Origin of the sequence: Cognatiluteimonas telluris, from assembly GCF_011320095.1 — a bacterium.
Classification (GTDB): Bacteria; Pseudomonadota; Gammaproteobacteria; order Xanthomonadales; family Xanthomonadaceae; genus Cognatiluteimonas; species Cognatiluteimonas telluris.
Genome location: NZ_JAANOY010000004.1, coordinates 53,687 through 70,046 on the forward strand (window position 1 = coordinate 53,687; position 16,360 = coordinate 70,046).

A 16,360-nucleotide genomic window follows, 5' to 3' on the forward strand; every position below is an offset into this window, starting at 1 on the left:
GAGCGCGCCGATGTCGACCGATTGCCTTGGGACGCGTCCCATCCATTGTGGCGTCCTTGCCGCGGCCCTGCTGGCGTTGGCCGGCTGCGGGAACACCCGCCATTCTTCCGACGCGGTCGGGCCGCTGCTGTTGCCGCCGGGCGTGCACGCCGTCGAAGACCTGACCCGCGTGCAACTGGCCAGCCTTCCGCGCGACAGGACCTTGTTCCTGCTCCCGGTGGGCATGGTCGAAGAGCATGGTCCCCATTTGCCCGCTGGCACCGACAACGTCCAGCTCGATGCGGAGATGCAGGCGCTGCTGCCGGCGCTCGCCCAGCGCCTGCCGGGCTGGTATGTCCTGTCCCTGCCGTCGCTGCCCTACGGCGCAGACGGCGCAAACGGCCTGAGTGGCGATCCCATCGACCCGGGAACCTACGCGCTGCAACCAGGCACGCTCAAGGCGGTGGTGCGCGATCTCGGCACCGAAATCGCGCAGAACGGCTTTCGCTGGACGTTCGTCGTCTACACCCACGGTGCGCCGGACCACGCCAAGGCGATTTTCGCTGCCTGCGACGAGGTCAGCGACAAATACCGCGTCACCATGGCCAACCTCAGCGGCACGATGTGGGCCGATCCGGCGCGGGTGAAGGAAGCCGACGCGCTGCGGGCGCGGTTCTTTACTCCGCCGCAACTGGCGCTGATGCAGCACGACTTCCATGCCGGCGCCAATGAAACCTCGCTCATGCTCGCCGAAGCGCCCGCCCGGGTATCGCCCGCATGGCGCGGGCTGCCCGCCATTGCCGGCGACAGCATGCTCGCGATCCTGAAGCAGGTCCGTCGCACCGGCTGGGCGGGGTACATCGGGGCGCCTGCGTTTTCGAACGTGCGCTATGGACGCGAAAAACTCGCCAGCAACGTGAAGTTCGACGTTGCGCTGGTCGCCCAGGCCGTCGCCGGCGACAACCTGCGCAAGCATCCGCGCGACTGAGCCGGTTGCCTGCCGCATCGAGCCGCTAACCCGGCCCGCGAACCATCCCGTCGCCTGCATCCGCTTCGTGGGCCGGTAGCGCGACGCAACCGGTGGCATCGACCCGGGCGAGCAGTGCCGCCACCTGGCCGCGGCCGGGCACCTGCAGGTCCGGCGCGATCTGCGCCAGCGGCAGCAGCACGAAGGCGCGCTGGTGCAGGTGCGGATGCGGGACGTGCAAGCCGGGTTCGTCGATCGCCTGCCCGCCGTGCAGCAACAGGTCCAGGTCCAGCGTGCGCGGGCCCCAATGCGCCGATCGGGAACGGTCGCGGCCGAAGCGACGCTCGAGCGCGAGCAAGGCGTCGAGCAGTTCGCGCGGCGGCAGGCAGGTGCCCAGCAACGCCACCGCGTTGATGAAATCCGGTTGCGCGGTGTCGCCCCAGGCCGGCGTGCGGAACAGCGACGAACCGCGCAGCAGTTGCGTCCGCGGCAGCGACCCCAGCGCGACCATGGCCTGGCGCAGCGTGGCTTCAGGGCTGCCGCAAGGTCCGTCGAGGTTGCCGCCCAGCCCCACTGCGGCGATGACCTGCGGCGTCATGCGCCGGCGGCGGCTCCGCCCCGGCGGCGACGGCGGCGACGGCGTGGCGCGGCGTCTTCGTTGCCATCAGCGGCCGATCCGGGATCGCTGTCGGTGTCGACGACGATGTCGCCCGCCGACGCCTGTGCCTCGCGCCAGAACGCGACGTCTTCGGCATGCTCGGGGGAGGCGCTCTGGCGCAGCAGCAGGAAGTCGAACGCCGCGCGGAAGCGCGGGTGCGAAAGCAGGCGCAGGACGCGCTTGCCCTGGCGCTGCGCGAACCGCGGCTGCAACAGCCAGATTTCCTGCATCGGCAGCGAAAACCGGCGAGGCAGCGCGATCGTGGACAGCTGGTGCAGCGTGACCCGGTCGGCGGCGCGGCGTTGTGCCTCGGCCGCATGCATGCCCTGCGCCTGCAATGCCATCAACGCGCGGCAGTAGGCCGGCCACAGCAGCAGCGCGAACAGGAACGCCGGCGACACCGGCTCACCCGCGGCGACGCGCGCATCGGTCCCGCGCAGGCCTTCGACCAGCATGTTGCGCAAGGCGCCACTGCGATTGGATTTCAGTGCCGAGGCGGTTTCCGGCAGCAGCGTGGCCAGCAGGCCGTGCCGCTCCAGGCCGAGGAAGCTTTCGACCGCGTGGCCCGACAGGAAGAGTTTCAGGCACTCCTCGAACAGGCGCGCCGGCGCCGCCTCGCGCAGCAAGCCGGCCAGTGGCGCGATCGGCTCGGCGGTCGCCGTTTCGATGTGAAAGCCGAGCTTGGCCGCCAGGCGCACCGCGCGCAGCATGCGCACCGGGTCCTCGCGGTAGCGCTGCTCGGGATCGCCGATCAGCCGCAGCACGCGGTTGGAGACGTCCTCGAAACCGCCGGTGTAGTCGCGCACCGAGAAATCCTCGATGGCGTAGTACAGCGCATTGGCGGTGAAGTCGCGCCGCACCGCGTCGTCCTCGATGCTGCCGAAGACATTGTCGCGCAGCAGCCGGCCGCCTTCATGCAACTCGCGGTCGCCGCTGCCGTCGTCGACGTTGGCGCGGAAGGTGGCGACCTCGATGATCTCCCGGCCGAACACGACATGCGCCAGCCGGAAGCGGCGGCCGATCAGGCGGCAGTTGCGGAACAGCTGCCGGACTTCCTCGGGCGTGGCGCTGGTGGCGACGTCGAAATCCTTGGGATGTCCGCCGACCAGCAGGTCGCGCACCGCGCCACCGACCAGGTACGCGCCGAATCCAGCCTCGCGCAGGCGGTACAGCACGCGCAATGCATTGGGACTGATGTCCTTGCGCGAGATGCAGTGCGCATCGCGCGGGATGGTCCGCAGGGCAGCCACCGGCGCGGCGGCGTCGGTGGCCTGGGTCGGGATTTCGGAGGATTGGGTGGGCATCGAGGGCGGCATGGCCGCGAGTGGCCGGAGGACGGGAATCGCGTTGCCTGGGGCAAACGCGGCCCATATACTAGCAAGCCTTGTGCGCTTTCCCGGCACGGGGGCCGGTCGTCCAGCCGGCGGCTCCGCATCCGCGGGGCAATCCGCTCCCTTCGTCTAGAGGCCCAGGACGTGGCCCTCTCAAGGCTAAAACACGGGTTCGAATCCCGTAGGGAGCGCCATCTGCGCGCGCCGTCGCCCTGTCGCGACGGCGCAATCGAATCCCGGCCCGGCGCCGGGATTTTTTTGTCCGGCTGCGCGGATTGCCTGGCAGCCGATGGCCTGCCCGAGGCATCCGCGCGATGGCTCGACGATGCAGGCAACCGGCAGCGCATCGCCGAGTGGCTGGCGCCCGATGTCGCGCGCGCAGGCATTCCGGGAACGTCGCGCCAAAACGCGCGCTAAACTAGCGCGTCGCGCACCGGACTCCCGCCATGCCCTTCGTCGTCACCGAGAACTGCATCAAGTGCAAGTACACCGACTGCGTCGAGGTCTGCCCGGTCGACTGCTTCCACGAGGGCCCGAATTTCCTCGTGATCGACCCGGACGAATGCATCGATTGCACGTTGTGCGAACCGGAGTGCCCGATCAATGCGATCTATCCCGAGGACGACGTGCCTGCCGGGCAGGAAGCCTTCGTGGCCTTGAATGCGGAACTCGCCAAGGCCTGGCCGGTGTTGACCACTCGCAAGGACGCCCTGCCCGATGCCAAGCAATGGGAAGGCAAGCCGGACAAGCTGCCGTTGCTGGAACGTTGAGCCGGTAGGGCGGCCGTCCAGCATCGGCCCGACCTGATAACCGCGGCGGCGCGCGAACCAAAACGGGCGCCCTTCGGCGCCCGTTTCGCCACGCAGTCGGACTTCAGCCGCCGAGCGAGGTTTTCAGTGCCGCGATCAGCGCGGTCGCCGGATCGCCGCTGGCGGGCATGCCGCGCGGATCCACCGCCGAAACGTACACGCCGGCATCGACCTTGGTGACGCGCACCAGGAAGTTCGCGCCCTGGTAGCTGACGTCGTAGGTGCCCAGCAACTGCGCCTTGCTGGCGATCGTGACGCCTTCGGTCGCCGCCAGCGCCGTGCCCACCTTGTTGAACACGTCGTCGCGTTCGCCGGCAATGGTGAAGCCGGTTGCACTGTCCTGCGCCGTTTGTGCACTGGCACCGACCGCGGAACGCAGCACCGACTGCGTGGTGTCGGCGGGCGCGTCCATCGCGCCGGCGGTATCGGGCTTGTCCAGGTCGGGCGGAACTTCCAGCGGCCGCGTCTGCGCGCTCATGTTGTAGGGATTGCCGCGGTTGAACCAATGGCACCCGGACAACCCGGCAACCACCGCGATGAGTGCCGGGATGGCAAGGACGCGCAACGTGCTCAAACCATGCATCTGGAACTGGCGCATCGATTTCTCCTGCAGGGGTCAGGCCGCGACGGATTCGCGACTGGTGGTTTCGAGTTGGCGGATGTCGTCGGCAACGCGTGCGGCGCGCTCGGCATGGGCCGGCGACAACGGTGTCAGCGGCAGGCGCACGCCGCGGCCGATGCCCTGGCGCGACAGCAATGCCTTGATTGGAATCGGATTGGATTCGATGCCGAGGAAGTCGAACGCGTCGCGCATGCGTGCATCCAGCGCCTGCGCCTCGTCGGACTTGCCATCGCGTGCGAGATCGCACAACCGGCGGAAGGCGGCCGGCAGGACGTTCGATGCGACCGAAACCACGCCATCGGCGCCGGCGAACATCGCGCGCGTCGCAGTCGGATCGTCCCCGCTGAGCACCTGGAAGCCATCGCCGCGCAGCGACAACAGCGCATCCATGCGCCCGGCCTCGTTGCGCGCTTCCTTGATGCCCACGATGCGCTCGTGGGCGGCAAGCTCGGCGACGGTTTCGGGCAACAGGTCGCAACCGGTGCGGCCCGGGACGTTGTACAGCACCACCGGCAGCGCGCCGTCATCGGCCACCGCGCGATAGTGCGCGAGCAGCCCCGATGGCATCGGCCGGACATAGGGCGGCGTGACCACCAGCGCGGCATCGGCGCCCAGCGCGGCGACGCGACGGGTCTGCTCGATGGTCCTGGCGGTGCTCGACAGCCCGGTCCCGGCAAGCACCGGAATGCGGCCGGCGAAGAACTCCACGGCCGTGCGCAGCAGGGTGTCGTATTCGACGTCGTACAGCATCGCCGCTTCGCCGGTCGAGCCGGCGACGACCACGCCCTGGGTACCGCCGTCGAGCTGCAACTGCAGCAGCCGGCGCCAGGCGTCGAGATCGAGTTCGCCGGCGGCCGTGAACGGCGTCGCCAGGGCGGTAATGCTGCCGGAAATACGCACGGTCGCGCTCATTGGGGGAGTGCCCGGCGGAAGGCCCGCCAGGCCGGGCCTGCAGGATGTGCAGGGCATGTAAACGCAGTCGTCATGTTACTTGCGGCTTCAAAGCAGGGGCAAGTATGCTGCCTGCGGCACCCGGATGCCGTGCACGCGTGGCGATCCGGACGCCCCAGCCCTCCTGTCGCGGACGCCGCCTTGACCGATCCCAGCTCCGACGCTACCCGGCCAGCACCGAACGAGAACCACCTGCTGATCAACGCGTACACGACCCACCCGCGCTCACCACTGCTGTCGGTTACCCGCCGCATCTCGGACAGCGGCTGCAACCTCGTCGACACCCGCCTGAGCACCGTCGGCCGCGACGTCTCGGTGACGGCGCTGGCGACCGGTTCCTGGGACGCGGTCGCCAAGCTCGAGGCGATGCTGACGCGGCTGGAGCGCGAGGAAGGCCTCAAGCTCGTCTGGTACCGCACCGGCCCCAAGCCGGTGCAGTCGAACCTGCTGCCCTACGTGATCGAAGTGGTCGCCGCCGACAAGCCGGGGATCCTGTTCCAGCTCGCGGATTTCTTCGACCGCCAGTCGATCACGATCGAAAGCCTGCATTGCTCCCGCTATCGCGCCATGCAGACCGGCGCGGAGATGTTCACGGCGCAAGTGACGATCGGGATCCCCGCCGACATGCACATCGCGGCGTTGCGCGATGATTTCCTCGAATTCTGCGACCACCTGAACCTCGACGCGATCATGGATCCGATGAAGTTCTGATGCTCGATACCGGCGACAAGGTTCCCGATCTCCCGCTGCATCTGTCCGGCGGCGACGAGTGCATGCTGTCGGCATATCGCGGCCGCTGGCTGGTGCTGTACTTCTATCCCAAGGACAGCACGCCTGGCTGCACGACCGAGGGGCTGGACTTCAACGCGCTGCTGCCGAAGTTCAAGCGCCTGGGCGCGACGATCATCGGCGTCTCGCGCGACTCGCTCCGCTCGCACCAGAATTTCTGCAGCAAGCAGGGATTCAAGTTCGAACTGGCCAGCGATGCCGATGAAACCCTGTGCCGGGCCTTCGATGTGATCCGGGAAAAGAACATGTACGGGCGCAAGGTGCTCGGCATCGAACGCAGCACGTTCCTGGTCGATCCCGAGGGCGTGATCCGCCAGTCCTGGCGGCCGGTGAAGGTGCCCGGTCACGCCCAGGCCGTGCTGGACGCCTTGAAGGCTGCGCAGACGCAGTGACCGACCTTCGTAATGCCCTCCCCCACTGCCCCGGTCACCCGGGCGCGGTGGTCCACTGCCGTTGTCCTACCGGAAGCCGAACGCATGACGCGTAGCAAGCGCATCTATGTCCTGGATACCAACGTGCTGATGCACGACCCGACCGCGCTGTTCAAGTTCGAGGAGCACGACGTGTTCCTGCCGATGCAGGTGATGGAGGAGCTCGACAACGCCAAGAAGGGCACCTCCGAAGCCAGCCGCAACGCGCGCCAGGTCAGCCGTTTCCTCAACGACCTGATCGAGTCGCAGGGCAGCAGCGATGTCACGGCCGGCATTCCGCTGGTCCTGCCGCACGGACTGCAGCTGCGCGGCGCGGGCGCGGCCGGGAAGCTCTACTTCCAGACCGGCAATTTCGACGCGGGCAAGCGGTTCGGCGCCGTCATCCCGGACAACCACATCCTCGGGGCGATCCTGGCGCTCAAGGAGCAGCAGCCCGATGCGTCGGTGGTGTTCGTCTCCAAGGACATCAACCTGCGGATCAAGGCGTCGATCGCCGCGATCGTCAATGAAGACTACGAGAACGACCGCGCGCTCGACGACTTCAGCCTGCTGTTCACCGGCGCCACCGAACTGCCGGCCGATTTCTGGCAGCGCCACGGCAAGGACCTGCGCTCGTGGACCGACAAGGGGCGGACGTTCTACGAGATCTCGCGCAGCGATGGCGACGAGGAGAGCTGGCATCCGAACCAGTTCCTCTACCTGCCTGGCGATGACGAAGCCGAGCTGAAGGTGGCGCGGCTCACCGACGACAAGGTCACGCTGCAGATCGTCGACGACTACCGGCACAGCCAGCATGCGGTGTGGGGCATCCTCGCGCGCAACCGCGAGCAGAACTTCGCGCTCAATGCGCTGATGGATCCGGAGATCGACTTCGTCACCCTGCTCGGCACCGCAGGCACAGGCAAGACGCTGCTCGCGCTCGCCGCGGGACTGGCGCAGACGATGGACCAGCAGCGTTATCGGGAAATCATCATGACCCGCGCGACGGTGAGCGTCGGCGAGGACATCGGTTTCCTGCCCGGAACGGAAGAGGAAAAGATGACGCCGTGGATGGGCGCGCTGACCGACAACCTCGAAGTGCTCACCCACAACCAGGAAGGCGGCAGCTGGGGCCGCGCGGCGACCAACGACCTGCTGGCGTCTCGGATCAAGATCCGCTCGATGAACTTCATGCGCGGTCGCACCTTCCTCAGCCGCTGGCTGATCCTGGACGAGGCGCAGAACCTCACGCCCAAGCAGATGAAGACGCTGATCACCCGCGCCGGCCCCGGTACCAAGATCGTGTGCCTGGGCAACGTCGAGCAGATCGATACGCCCTACCTGACCGAAACGACGTCCGGATTGACCTATGCCGTCGACCGCTTCAAGGGCTGGGCGCACAGCGCGCACATCACCCTGCGCCGGGGCGAACGCTCGCGGCTGGCGGATTACGCGTCGGAGGTCATGTAACGCCGCAAGCGCGGACAGGTGAGTTTCAGGCAGGCCGGGCCGGATCCCCGTCCACATTGGCCTGGGCGTATCGCAGGGCCGCGGCCAGGTCCTTGAAGTAGCTTCCGGGGTCGTCGCGGCGGACGATCTCGGCGCGGACCAGCTTGCGCAACACGCGCAGGCTGGCGCCGCACAGCAGCACCCGCACACCGCGCCGGTGCAGGCCCTGGATCGACGATTCCAGCCGCTTGAGCCCGGTCGCATCCATGAACGGCACCCGCTCCAGCCGCAGCGCGACGAACCGCGGCGGCTCGCGCGACCAGGACAGGGCACGTTCGAGCGAATCCACCGAGCCGAAGAAGAACGGGCCGTCGATCGAATACACAGTGATTCCCGCCGGCATCCGCTCGAGGCCGGCATCGGCCAGCTCCTGCAGCAGGCTGGCCTGCCCGTGCTCGACGACCTCCACCGCGGCACTCATCCGGCGCATGAACTGGAACATCGCCAGGATCACGCCGATGTTCACCGCCACAACCAGGTCGGTGACGATGGTCAGGGTGAAGGTGATGGCGAGGATCGCCACGTCGGCGCGTGGCGCCAGCCGTACCAGGCGCACGAAGCGCCGCGCCTCGCTCATGTTCCAGGCGACCACGAACAGGATCGCGGCCAGCGCGCACAAGGGCACCTTGCCCGCGTACGGCGCCAGGACCACGAGGATCAGCAGCAGCGTGATCGCATGGACCACGCCGGCCAGCGGTGCGTTGCCGCCGTTGCGGATGTTGGTGGCGGTGCGCGCGATCGCGCCGGTCGCCGCGATGCCACCGAACAGCGGCGAAACGATGTTCGCCACGCCCTGCCCGATCAGCTCCTGGTTGGAGTCGTGGCGGGTAGCGGCCATGCCGTCGGCGACCACGGCCGACAGCAGCGATTCGATCGCGCCCAGCATGGCGATGGTGAACGCCGACGGTAGCAGGAGCAGCATCCGGTCGAATCCCGCCTGCGGCCACTGCAGTTGCGGCAGCGCGCGGGGAATTTCGCCGAAAGTTGACGCGATCGTGGCCACACCCGGCAGGTCGAGCAGGCTGGCGGCGACCGTGGCGACGACCATCGCCAGCAGGGGTCCCGGCACCCGCGCCAGGCCGGGGATGCGCGGTCCGAGCACCGCCAGGGCGAGGCTGCCAGCGCCCAATGCCGTCGTGGCGGGATCCAGCCGCGGCAGCGACAGCAGCAGGTGCCAGGCCTTCGCGTAGAACGGCCCGGCCGCTGGGGCCGGCAGGCCGAAGAAGTATTGCCACTGCCCCACCCAGATGATCACCGCGATGCCGGCGGTGAAGCCCACGATCACCGGGTCCGGGATGAAACGGATGACGGCGCCCAGCCGGGCGACGCCCATCGCCACCAGGATGACGCCGGCCATCAGCGTGGCCAGCAGCAGGCCGCTGACGCCGAAGCGCGCGACCACACTGGCAAGGATCACGATGAAGGCGCCGGTCGGACCTGCAATCTGCACCCGCGAGCCGCCAAACAGCGACACCGCCAGGCCGGCGACGATCGCCGTGTACAAGCCCTGCTCGGGCTTGACGCCCGAGGCGATGGCGAAGGCCATCGCCAGCGGCAGGGCGACCACGCCGACGATCGCGCCGGCGATGACGTTGCGCATCCACTGGCGGCGCTCGAACAGGCCGGCGCGCCAGGCCTCCACGGCGGCGATCACTCCTGCGCTCCGGGCTTCAGGCGCACGCCCCGTCCGCCGGCCAGGCTGATGCTGCCCTCGGCGATCAGTTCTACCCCGGCGGCATCCAGGGCCGCGACCACCTTGGTCAGCGAATCCACGATCCCGCGCACGTTGCCGCTGCTGGCTTCCATCCGCTGGATGGTCGGCAGCGAGACGCCCGCATGCTGCGCGAGGGTGCGCTGGTCCATCCCCAGCAGGGCCCTCGCGGCACGCATCTGCGCTGAAGTGATCATGGCCGCTCCCTGATCAAACATGCCTATGCATGTTTCTTACACCATAAGCGAAGCATGATACGGCAACTCCCAGTCAGGTTGTACAGTTCCGGTCCCGAACATGCGACGGCGACGATGGCCCCCACGATCAGCGTCCTCACCGTCGCCGGCTCGGATTCCGGCGGTGGCGCGGGCATCCAGGCCGACCTGAAGACCTTCGCCGCCCAGGGCGTGCATGGGCTGAGCGCCATCACCGCGCTGACTGCCCAGAACACTCGCGGCGTCACCGCGATCCACGTGCCGCCGGTGTCCTTCCTGCGTGCGCAGATCGATGCCTGCTTCGACGACTTCCACATCGCCGCGGTGAAGCTGGGAATGCTGGCGACGGCGGACGTGATCCATGCGGTCGCCGATGCACTGGAGGCGCGAAACCCGCGGTGGGTGGTCGTTGATCCGGTGATGATCGCGACCTCCGGTGCGCGCCTGCTCGATGCCGCTGCCATGGATGCGCTGCGCACCCGCCTGCTGCCGCTGGCGAGCGTGCTCACGCCGAACATTCCCGAGGCCGAGGCCCTGCTGGCGCGCCCGATCACGACGGCCGATGACGCATCGAGCGCGTTGGCCGAACTGCTGTCGTTCGGCCCGCGGGCCGTGCTGCTCAAGGGTGGACACCTGGAAGAAGGCGACCAGGTGCTGGATCGCTACGCGGACGACGGCGCCCGCGATGTCTTCGAGCACCGCCGCCTGCCGATCAACGCCCATGGCACCGGTTGTACGTTCGCGGCAGCCGTGGCGGCGCGCCTTGCGCGCGATGCCTCGCTGGTCGAGGCCTGCAGGCAGGCAAGCGACTTCGTCGGTCAAGCGCTGCGGCGCGGCTATCGTCCCGGCCACGCGGACATGGTCGTGCTCGGGCACGGTGCGTCGTTTCCTGCAGGCAACAAAAAAGCCGACGAATGATCGTCGGCTTTCGTGTCTGGCGCGCCCGGAGAGATTCGAACTCCCGACCCCCAAGTTCGTAGCCTGGTGCTCTATCCAGCTGAGCTACGGGCGCAGAAGCGGAATTGTGCAGAATCAGGTGCGATTCCGTCAATTTTTGTTGCGATGGACAGTGCTGCAGTGGTGCTGCGGAGAATGGCGGAGACTGAGGGATTCGAACCCTCGATGGAGCTTTTGACCCCATACTCCCTTAGCAGGGGAGCCCCTTCGGCCTCTCGGGCAAGTCTCCTACGCGGCAACCGCGATCCGCGAGCGCGGAAGGATACCGGCTCACCCCGCCCGCGGCAAATCGCCGGCACCGGCATCGGCCGGTTCGTCGCCGCGCTGGATGCGCTGGTAGATCTCCTCGCGGTGCACGGCGACATCCTTGGGCGCGTTGATGCCGATACGTACCTGGTTTCCCTTGACCCCTAGTACGGTCACGGTCACGGAGTCACCGATCATCAGTGTTTCGCCGACGCGGCGAGTCAGGATCAGCATGTGGTTCCTCCGTTGACCGGGCGGCCTGTCCGCTGGCGTGTTGTCATTAAACGACAATCGCCTGTCGGCGATCGGTCAAACATAGTATCGAACCGCGCGGTCGACAAGCGAGACGGCTATCCCGGCGTCAGCAAGCGCTCACCTACCCAGGCCGGGGTATCGGCCAGGGCCCGGACCAGGGCCGGCCCATCCGGGCCTCCACCCTGCGCCAGGTCGGGACGTCCGCCGCCCTTGCCGCCGATCTGGCCGGCGATGTGCGAGAGCAGCTCTCCGGCTTTCACCCGCCCGGCCGCCGTCCCGCTCACCCCGGCCACGAGCGCGGCCTTGCCGCTGCCGTCGGTGCCGGCCAAAACCACGACGGCGTCGACCAACTGCTGCTTGAGGCGATCGACGGCCTCGCGCAGGGCCTTGGCATCGAAGTTCTCCAGGCGTGCCGCCAGCACCCGCACGCCGGCGACGTCGGCGGCCAGCGACGCGAGGTCGGCCGTCGCCCCGGTGGCGAGCTTTGCTTTCATCGCATCGAGTTCGCGCTCGAGCTTCTTCTGCCGATCGAGCAGCCCGCGCAGCTTGTCCCCGACATCACCGGGGCTGCCGCCCAGCAGGTCCGCCGCCTCGGCCAGCCGACGCTCCTCGGTGTCGACATGATCCAGCGCGCCCTGCCCGCTGACGGCTTCGATCCGACGCACGCCGGCCGACACACCGCCTTCGGACACGATCTTGAACAGACCGATGTCGCCGGTGCGGCTGACGTGGGTGCCGCCACAGAGTTCGGTCGACGCCTCGCCCATGCGCAGCACGCGCACGCGCTCGCCGTATTTCTCGCCGAACAGCGCCATCGCGCCGAAATCCAGCGCTTCCTGCATGCCCATGTGATGGGTTTCGGCGGGATGGTTGGCGCGGATCTGTGCGTTGACCATGCGCTCGACCTGCGCGAGTTCCCCGGCCGTCATTGGCTGGAAATGCGAGAAGTCGAAGCGCAGCCGATCCGGCGCCACCAGTGAGCCCTTCTGCGCCACGTGCGTCCCCAGCACGCTGCGCAACGCGGCGTGCAGCAGGTGGGTCGCGCTGTGGTTGAGCACGGTCGCGTTGCGGCGCGCGGCGTCGACTTCGCCGACCAGGTGGTCGCCCAGGCGCAGCGTGCCAGCCTGCAGGCGGCCCAGGTGGCCATGGAACTGGCCGGCAAGCTTGAGCGTGTCATCGACCACGAAACGCACGTCCTGCTCGGCCAGCAGGCCGGCGTCGCCGACCTGGCCGCCGCTTTCGGCATAGAACGGCGTGCGGTCCAGCAGCACGATGGCGTCGTCGCCGGCATCGATGACGTCGACCGGCCGCCCGCCCTTCAGCAGGCCCACGACCACCAACCCGCCAGCGGTGAGACCGTCGTAGCCCAGGAACTGCGTCGGTTGCATCCGCGCGACGAGTTCGGCCGGCAGCGTGGTCCCGCCGCCGAACTTGCCCGCCGCACGCGCCATCTCGCGCTGCTGCGCCATCGCCGCATCGAAGCCGGCCATGTCGACGGCGAGTCCGCGCTCGCGGGCGATATCGGCAGTCAGGTCCACCGGGAAACCGTAGGTGTCGTACAGGCGGAACGCGTCGGCGCCGGGGATGCTGCCGGCATTGCGCGCGGCGACGTCGTCGAAGATGCGCATGCCCTGTTCGAGCGTCTCGCCGAAACGTTCTTCCTCGGCTTTCAACGCGCGCTCCACCAGGTCGCGCTTGGCGGCGAGTTCCGGATAGGCGTCGCCCATCACCACGATCAGCGAGGGAACCATCTTCCAGAAAAAATCACCGCGCACGCCAAGCATCCAGCCATGGCGCAGAGCGCGGCGGATGATCCGGCGCAGGACGTAGCCGCGGCCTTCGTTGGACGGCAGCACGCCATCGACGATCAGGAAGGCGCAGGCACGGATGTGGTCGGCGATCACCCGCAGCGATTTGTTGTCCAGGTCCGGCGTGCCGGTGAGTTCGGCGGCGCTGGCGATCAGCTTGCGGAACAAGTCGATCTCGTAGTTCCCATGCACGCCCTGCAGCACCGCAGCCAGCCGTTCCAGGCCCATGCCAGTGTCCACACAGGGCGCCGGCAGCGGCTGCAGGCTGCCGTCGGGCTGGCGGTCGAACTGCATGAACACCAGGTTCCAGATCTCGATGAAGCGGTCGCCATCCTCGTCGGCCGATCCCGGCGGGCCGCCGGCGATGTGCGCGCCGTGGTCGTAGAAGATCTCGGTGCACGGGCCGCAGGGGCCTGTGTCGGCCATCTGCCAGAAATTATCGGAGGCGTAGGGCGCGCCCTTGTTGTCGCCGATGCGCACGATGCGGTCGGCCGGCAACCCGATCTCCTCGTGCCAGATCCGGTGGGCGTCGTCGTCGGTGTGGTAGATCGTGACCAGCAGGCGCGCCGGATCCAGCTTCCAGACCTGCGTCAGCAGTTCCCAGGCCCAGGCGATCGCATCGCGCTTGAAGTAGTCGCCGAAGGACCAGTTGCCCAGCATTTCGAAGAAGGTGTGGTGGCGGGCGGTGTAACCGACCTGGTCGAGGTCGTTGTGCTTGCCGCCGGCACGCAGGCAGCGCTGGACGTCGGCCGCGCGGACGTAGCTGCGCTTCTCGGCCCCCAGGAAGACGTCCTTGAATTGGACCATGCCTGAATTGGTGAACAGCAGCGTCGGGTCGTTCCCGGGCACCAGCGGCGCGGAGGGAACGATCGTGTGGCCGCGTGCGCGGAAGAAATCGAGGAAATCGCTACGGATCTCGGAGGTGGTCTTCATGGGTGGGTCTTGTGGCGCCGTTGGCGAGCGGGCGCAGTCGTGCCGCGAAACCGCCGATATGCGGACGCAACGGGAGCAGGCAACCCAGTGCCGATTAGGTTAGCGCGCGGCCCCGGCAGGCGCCAGCCGATGGCGTACCGGTGCCGGTGTGCCGGCGGGGAGTGCTACGGCGATCCCCTGACCGCAACCGCACCGGCGCCGCGCGAGGCGTTTTTCCCACGACAGCCGCACGCCAGCGCCAGCAGCCATATGGCCGCTTGCCGTGGCAGCTTCATTGCGGCGACTCGCCGCGGCGAGGATGCGCAGGAGCGGCTTCAGCCGCGAGCCCTCAGCCAGGAACCGACCTTTCCACCAGCCCGCATGCCGCCCGACAGGGCTAGTCGTCGGGCAAGCCGCGAAGCACCGCGCGGATCGTGTCCCCGTCGAAGCCCCGGCGGCCCAGCAAGTCCGCCGCCTTGCGTTGCGCCGCCATGGGCGCGCCCGCCATCGACCCAAAGCGCCGCTCGATCAGCTCACCGGCCCGCGCCCGCCAGTCATCGTCGCCCGCCTCAGCCAACGCGTCGAAGGCCGCCTGGACCGCATCCGCGCCCAGGCCATGGCTACCGAGTTCAGCACGAATGTGCAGCGGTCCGTAGCCCGCGCTGGCGCGAGTCCGCGCCAAGCTGCAGGCGAATCGCCGATCGTCCTGCCAGCCGGCCTGGGTCATCCGCTCGACCGCGGCGGTCGCGTCCTCACCGGTAATTCCGCGGGCCAGCAGCTTGCGGGTCAGCTCCTTGCGCGAATGCTCGCGCCGCACCAGCAGCGCGAGGGCACGTTGCGCCGGCGTGGCGTCCGGCCGGCGCGGCTTCCTGCGTGGGGAATCCTCGGAATCCGACATCAGAACAGCGGACAGGCCGCAACCTGCGCCTGCCCGCACAACCTCATTCCTCGATGTCGTCCGCGGCGGCGGCCGGTGCCGGCGCCGTGTCCTTGGGCACGAACTTCTCGCGCAAGGCCGCTTCCAGCTGCGTGGCCACGGCGGGGTTCTCCTTGAGGTACTGGCGCGCGTTCTCCTTGCCCTGGCCGATGCGCTCGCTGCCGTAGCTGTACCAGGCGCCCGCTTTCTCGACCAGTTTGGCGTCGACGCCCATGTCGATCAGCTCGCCTTCGCGCGAGATGCCCTCGCCATACAGGATCTCGGTCAGGACGACCTTGAAGGGCGGCGCCATCTTGTTCTTGACGACCTTGATCTTGGTCTGGTTGCCGATGATCTCGTCGCCCTTCTTGATCGAGCCGATGCGGCGGATGTCGATGCGCACCGAGGCGTAGAACTTCAGCGCGTTGCCGCCGGTCGTCGTTTCCGGGCTCTGGCCCGGCATCATCTGGCCGATCTTCATGCGCAGCTGGTTGATGAAGACCACCGTGCAATTGCTGCGCTTGATGTTGCCGGTCAGCTTGCGCAGTGCCTGGCTCATCAGGCGTGCCTGCAGGCCCGGCAGCTGGTCGCCCATCTCGCCCTCGATTTCGGCGCGCGGGGTCAGTGCAGCGACCGAGTCGACGACCACCATGTCGACCGCATTGGACCGCACCAGCATGTCGCAGATTTCCAGTGCCTGTTCGCCGGTATCGGGCTGGGACACCAGCAGGTCGTCGACGTTGACGCCGAGCTTGGCGGCGTAGCCCGGGTCGAGCGCGTGCTCGGCATCGACGAACGCCGCGGTGCCGCCTGCCTTCTGGCATTGCGCGATCGCCTGCAGGGTCAGCGTGGTCTTGCCCGAGGATTCCGGCCCGTAGATCTCGACCACGCGGCCCTTGGGAAAGCCGCCGATGCCCAGCGCGATGTCCAGCAGCAGCGAGCCGGTGGGGATCACTTCCCAGGCCTCGGCCACGCGATCGCCCATGCGCATCACCGAGCCCTTGCCGAACTGCTTTTCGATCTGGCCCAGTGCCGCCGAAAGGGCGCGCTTCTTGTTCTCGTCCATCGTGGGATTCCTTGGTGATCTGAGGGTGGAATGGGTGGAAGGCGTTGAAGGGGGCGTGCTGGTTTGTTTGGCGCGGGTCGTGCGGCGTGGGATCAATGCAATGGCCTGATGGGTTCAGCTTGAATGGACGTGGTCGCGCGGACTGAGACCGGAAGAAACATGTCCACTGCCATGGAAGGATGGAAACGAGCAGCCGCAGGCGACATCCGGCAATACCCGCGATCGGCGTCGGAAAACGCCGTGGCGGTG

At 68.1% G+C, this 16,360-nt stretch carries 15 protein-coding genes, 3 tRNA genes and 1 pseudogene; 7 read left to right on the top strand and 12 right to left on the bottom strand.

Going from position 1 to position 16,360, the window contains the following annotated elements; all coding sequences use genetic code 11:
- Positions 1-10: 10 nt before the first annotated feature.
- Positions 11-967, top strand: a complete 957-nt coding sequence (locus G7B67_RS04350) for a creatininase family protein (RefSeq protein WP_166208468.1) — start codon at positions 11-13, stop codon at positions 965-967.
- Positions 968-992: 25 nt separating this feature from the next.
- Here the strand turns inward: G7B67_RS04350 and folK are convergent, their stop codons facing one another.
- Entirely contained in the window at positions 993-1,544 is a 552-nt protein-coding gene (gene folK, locus G7B67_RS04355; protein WP_166208471.1) for a 2-amino-4-hydroxy-6-hydroxymethyldihydropteridine diphosphokinase, read from the bottom strand.
- A pseudogene (gene pcnB / locus G7B67_RS04360) lies at positions 1,541-2,845 on the bottom strand (polynucleotide adenylyltransferase PcnB); the annotation flags it as partial. The gene folK and the pseudogene pcnB, both read right to left, overlap by 4 nt.
- A 208-nt stretch (positions 2,846-3,053) precedes the next feature.
- Between pcnB and G7B67_RS04365 the strand changes: the two are divergent.
- Both G7B67_RS04365 and fdxA read left to right on the top strand, forming a co-directional pair.
- Positions 3,054-3,129, top strand: a tRNA-Glu gene (locus tag G7B67_RS04365).
- Positions 3,130-3,381: 252 nt separating this feature from the next.
- A complete protein-coding gene (gene fdxA, locus G7B67_RS04370) occupies positions 3,382-3,705 on the top strand; it encodes a ferredoxin FdxA (RefSeq protein ID WP_166208477.1) in 324 nt (107 codons plus the stop codon).
- A 103-nt stretch (positions 3,706-3,808) separates the two neighbouring features.
- Here the strand turns inward: fdxA and G7B67_RS04375 are convergent, their stop codons facing one another.
- A complete protein-coding gene (locus tag G7B67_RS04375; RefSeq protein WP_425482409.1) occupies positions 3,809-4,327 on the bottom strand; it encodes a hypothetical protein in 519 nt (172 codons plus the stop codon).
- A gap of 33 nt (positions 4,328-4,360) precedes the next feature.
- On the bottom strand, positions 4,361-5,266 hold the full coding sequence (dapA, locus tag G7B67_RS04380) for a 4-hydroxy-tetrahydrodipicolinate synthase (RefSeq protein ID WP_166208760.1): 906 nt from the start codon (positions 5,264-5,266) through the stop codon (positions 4,361-4,363).
- A gap of 84 nt (positions 5,267-5,350) precedes the next feature.
- Here dapA and G7B67_RS04385 point away from each other — a divergent pair, with 84 nt between their 5' ends.
- The 3 genes from G7B67_RS04385 to G7B67_RS04395 all read left to right on the top strand — a co-directional run bounded on the left by G7B67_RS04385 (position 5,351) and on the right by G7B67_RS04395 (position 7,986).
- Entirely contained in the window at positions 5,351-6,028 is a 678-nt protein-coding gene (locus G7B67_RS04385; protein ID WP_166208483.1) for a glycine cleavage system transcriptional repressor, read from the top strand.
- Positions 6,028-6,498 carry a peroxiredoxin gene (locus G7B67_RS04390; RefSeq protein WP_166208486.1) on the top strand — a complete coding sequence of 157 codons (471 nt, stop codon included), beginning with the start codon at positions 6,028-6,030 and terminating at the stop codon, positions 6,496-6,498. Before G7B67_RS04385 ends, G7B67_RS04390 begins: the two co-directional genes overlap by 1 nt.
- 84 nt (positions 6,499-6,582) lie before the next feature.
- On the top strand, positions 6,583-7,986 hold the full coding sequence (locus G7B67_RS04395) for a PhoH family protein (RefSeq protein ID WP_166208489.1): 1,404 nt from the start codon (positions 6,583-6,585) through the stop codon (positions 7,984-7,986).
- A 25-nt stretch (positions 7,987-8,011) separates the two neighbouring features.
- Here the strand turns inward: G7B67_RS04395 and G7B67_RS04400 are convergent, their stop codons facing one another.
- Positions 8,012-9,679, bottom strand: coding sequence for a SulP family inorganic anion transporter (locus tag G7B67_RS04400; protein ID WP_166208492.1), 1,668 nt, complete (start codon positions 9,677-9,679; stop codon positions 8,012-8,014).
- Positions 9,676-9,933 carry a helix-turn-helix domain-containing protein gene (locus G7B67_RS04405; protein WP_166208495.1) on the bottom strand — a complete coding sequence of 86 codons (258 nt, stop codon included), beginning with the start codon at positions 9,931-9,933 and terminating at the stop codon, positions 9,676-9,678. Before G7B67_RS04405 ends, G7B67_RS04400 begins: the two co-directional genes overlap by 4 nt.
- 114 nt (positions 9,934-10,047) lie before the next feature.
- On the opposite strand from G7B67_RS04405, the gene thiD reads away from it, so the two are divergent.
- Positions 10,048-10,869 carry a bifunctional hydroxymethylpyrimidine kinase/phosphomethylpyrimidine kinase gene (gene thiD / locus G7B67_RS04410; protein ID WP_166208498.1) on the top strand — a complete coding sequence of 274 codons (822 nt, stop codon included), beginning with the start codon at positions 10,048-10,050 and terminating at the stop codon, positions 10,867-10,869.
- Positions 10,870-10,886: 17 nt separating this feature from the next.
- Here thiD and G7B67_RS04415 read toward each other — a convergent pair.
- The 6 genes from G7B67_RS04415 to recA all read right to left on the bottom strand — a co-directional run bounded on the left by G7B67_RS04415 (position 10,887) and on the right by recA (position 16,111).
- Positions 10,887-10,963, bottom strand: a tRNA-Arg gene (locus G7B67_RS04415).
- Positions 10,964-11,044: 81 nt separating this feature from the next.
- Positions 11,045-11,137 (bottom strand) — tRNA-Ser (locus G7B67_RS04420).
- A 41-nt stretch (positions 11,138-11,178) separates the two neighbouring features.
- Positions 11,179-11,388, bottom strand: a complete 210-nt coding sequence (csrA, locus tag G7B67_RS04425) for a carbon storage regulator CsrA (protein ID WP_166208501.1) — start codon at positions 11,386-11,388, stop codon at positions 11,179-11,181.
- Between the two features lie 116 nt (positions 11,389-11,504).
- Positions 11,505-14,150 carry an alanine--tRNA ligase gene (gene alaS / locus G7B67_RS04430; RefSeq protein ID WP_166208504.1) on the bottom strand — a complete coding sequence of 882 codons (2,646 nt, stop codon included), beginning with the start codon at positions 14,148-14,150 and terminating at the stop codon, positions 11,505-11,507.
- Positions 14,151-14,526: 376 nt separating this feature from the next.
- Positions 14,527-15,027 carry a regulatory protein RecX gene (locus G7B67_RS04435; protein WP_166208507.1) on the bottom strand — a complete coding sequence of 167 codons (501 nt, stop codon included), beginning with the start codon at positions 15,025-15,027 and terminating at the stop codon, positions 14,527-14,529.
- 43 nt (positions 15,028-15,070) lie between these two features.
- On the bottom strand, positions 15,071-16,111 hold the full coding sequence (gene recA, locus G7B67_RS04440) for a recombinase RecA (RefSeq protein WP_166208510.1): 1,041 nt from the start codon (positions 16,109-16,111) through the stop codon (positions 15,071-15,073).
- Positions 16,112-16,360: the final 249 nt, after the last annotated feature.

Excerpts from the sequence above, each read along its gene's own strand:
- G7B67_RS04350 (WP_166208468.1), top strand. The coding sequence starts at position 11 with ATGTCGACCGATTGCCTTGGGACGCGTCCCATCCATTGTGGCGTCCTT.
- folK (WP_166208471.1), bottom strand. The coding sequence starts at position 1,544 with ATGACGCCGCAGGTCATCGCCGCAGTGGGGCTGGGCGGCAACCTCGAC.
- fdxA (WP_166208477.1), top strand. The coding sequence starts at position 3,382 with ATGCCCTTCGTCGTCACCGAGAACTGCATCAAGTGCAAGTACACCGAC.
- G7B67_RS04375 (WP_425482409.1), bottom strand. The coding sequence starts at position 4,327 with ATGCATGGTTTGAGCACGTTGCGCGTCCTTGCCATCCCGGCACTCATC.
- G7B67_RS04385 (WP_166208483.1), top strand. The coding sequence starts at position 5,351 with ATGTTACTTGCGGCTTCAAAGCAGGGGCAAGTATGCTGCCTGCGGCAC.
- G7B67_RS04390 (WP_166208486.1), top strand. The coding sequence starts at position 6,028 with ATGCTCGATACCGGCGACAAGGTTCCCGATCTCCCGCTGCATCTGTCC.
- G7B67_RS04395 (WP_166208489.1), top strand. The coding sequence starts at position 6,583 with ATGACGCGTAGCAAGCGCATCTATGTCCTGGATACCAACGTGCTGATG.
- G7B67_RS04405 (WP_166208495.1), bottom strand. The coding sequence starts at position 9,933 with ATGATCACTTCAGCGCAGATGCGTGCCGCGAGGGCCCTGCTGGGGATG.
- thiD (WP_166208498.1), top strand. The coding sequence starts at position 10,048 with ATGGCCCCCACGATCAGCGTCCTCACCGTCGCCGGCTCGGATTCCGGC.
- csrA (WP_166208501.1), bottom strand. The coding sequence starts at position 11,388 with ATGCTGATCCTGACTCGCCGCGTCGGCGAAACACTGATGATCGGTGAC.
- alaS (WP_166208504.1), bottom strand. The coding sequence starts at position 14,150 with ATGAAGACCACCTCCGAGATCCGTAGCGATTTCCTCGATTTCTTCCGC.
- G7B67_RS04435 (WP_166208507.1), bottom strand. The coding sequence starts at position 15,027 with ATGTCGGATTCCGAGGATTCCCCACGCAGGAAGCCGCGCCGGCCGGAC.
- recA (WP_166208510.1), bottom strand. The coding sequence starts at position 16,111 with ATGGACGAGAACAAGAAGCGCGCCCTTTCGGCGGCACTGGGCCAGATC.